We start from the raw sequence: 1,942 nt of genomic DNA, 5'->3' as shown, positions 1-1,942 counted from the left end.
AATTTGAGGTAGGGCATGAAGTTGCGGCGGATGCCGGCGAGGTTGTCGTCGATGTCCTGCGGGGTCAAAAGCTTCCGCGCCTCGTCCTTGAACGACGGGTCGCCGATCATCGAGGTGCCGCCGCCCATCAGCGCGATCGGCCGATGACCCGTCTGCTGCAGCCAGTGCAGCATCATGATCTGGATCAGCGAGCCGGCGTGCAGGCTTTTGGCCGTCGCGTCGAAGCCGATATAGGCAGTCACCGTCTCCTTGGCGAAGATAGCGTCGAGGCCGGCATCATCCGAAGTCTGGTGGATGAAACCGCGCTCGCTCATCGTGCGCAGGAAATCGGATTTGAAGGCGGACATTGTTTCTTTCCCGAAAGCGCCCGGCCGCTGTGGCTCGGGCGTGCATGAACGCGGGCGTTTAGCATCCAAGCGCGATCAGCAAAAGTGGAATCCGGTTTTGCGTCCCGCGCGGATGGTGTTGCGAATCCTTGCTTCGCCGTTTTGGCTGGCGTATTGAGGCGCCGCGCAGGGGCAGGGCCTGAAGCGCCGCGACGGGGCCATCCCGCAGATCAGATCCGGAAAGCTCCGCGATGAACAGGAACTATCTCATCCTCTTTCTGTTCAGCCTGCTGATGACGCTCAGTGGGCTGATGAGCCTTCCACCAATCGACCGCGACGAGTCGCGTTTTGTCCAGGCCACCAAGCAGATGGTCGAAACCGGCGACTATGTCGACATCCGTTTTCAGGATGCCTCACGCTACAAGAAGCCGATCGGCATCTACTGGCTGCAATCGACGGCCGTGGCGCTGAGCGGCGAGGGGGCAGCGGCGCCGATCTGGGTCTACCGCCTCGTCTCCATGCTTGGCATTGCCTTGGCCGTCGTCGGCATTGCCTGGACGGGCACGAAGCTCTTCGGGGCCAATGCCGGTCTCGCCGCCGGTCTGATGATGGCGGCAATCTTCGCCACCGCCTTCGAGGGCCGCGACGCCAAGACCGACGCCATGCTGCTGGCCTGCTGCGTGGCGGCGCAAGGCGCGCTCGCCCAGATCTATCTGGCAGCGCGCCGGAACGAACCGGTAGCGGCCCATCTGCCGTGGATCTTCTGGGCGGCTCAAGGCCTGGGGATCCTCATCAAGGGGCCTGTCGCTCCGCTGTTGTCGGTGCTGACGGTCGCCACGCTGTTTGCTTTCGAACGCGACTGGCGATGGCTTTTGAAGCTGAAGCTCGTGCGCGGTGTCGCTCTGGTGCTTCTTATCGTGCTGCCTTGGGTTGTTCTCATCACCTGGAAGAGCGGCGGCGCCTTTCTCCAGGATGCCGTCGGCAAGGACATGGTGGCCAAGGTCGCCGCGGGCGAGGAATCGCACGGCCTGCCGCCCGGTTTCTACATGCTGACCTATTCGCTGTTCATGTGGCCCTTCGGCCTGATCGCGGTCGGCGCCGGGCTCCAAGCCCTCAACCGTCTGCGCGACGATCCCCGGCTGCGTTTCTGCCTCGCCTGGTACATTCCGTTCTGGCTGGTGTTCGAGCTGATCCCGACCAAGCTGCCGCACTATGTCCTGCCGGCCTATCCCGGCATGGCGCTGCTGATCGGCTGGCTTTTGACTTTGTCGCCGCAGGAGGCGAATGCGCCGCTCAGGCGCTGGCAGAATTGGTTGTGGTGGTCGACCGCGTTCGGTCTTGCCGTGGTCAGCCTCGGCCTGGCGGCTGTCTGCATCGGAGCGCCGATCTACCTCACCGGCACCTTCTCCTGGTGGAGCATTCCGGCGGCCGTGGCGGCACTGGGGGCGGGCTATTTCGCTTTTTCGCGGCAGCTGCAAGTGCCGCTGCGCCGCATCGGCGCCATCGCGGTGTGTGCCGGCATCACCTACGGGCTGTTGTTCGGCGTCATCGCGCCATCGCTGAAGCCGATCTGGCTGAGCCCGGCCATCGAGGCCGCGGTCCGCGCCAACAAGCCT

General features: G+C 64.1%; 1 protein-coding gene and 1 pseudogene. One reads left to right on the top strand and one right to left on the bottom strand.

Annotated elements, in window-relative coordinates; translation table 11 throughout:
* Positions 1–347 (bottom strand): annotated as a pseudogene (locus EN935_RS33575) (tyrosine--tRNA ligase); the annotation flags it as partial.
* Between the two features lie 230 nt (positions 348–577).
* Here EN935_RS33575 and EN935_RS33570 point away from each other — a divergent pair.
* The coding region (locus EN935_RS33570) for a glycosyltransferase family 39 protein (RefSeq protein ID WP_164771587.1) at positions 578–1,942 on the top strand (1,365 nt) is incomplete at its 3' end.

The organism is Mesorhizobium sp. M7D.F.Ca.US.004.03.1.1, from assembly GCF_003998635.1.
GTDB classification, from domain to species: Bacteria; Pseudomonadota; Alphaproteobacteria; order Rhizobiales; family Rhizobiaceae; genus Mesorhizobium; species Mesorhizobium loti.
This window is presented reverse-complemented; position numbering and strand designations above follow the sequence as displayed.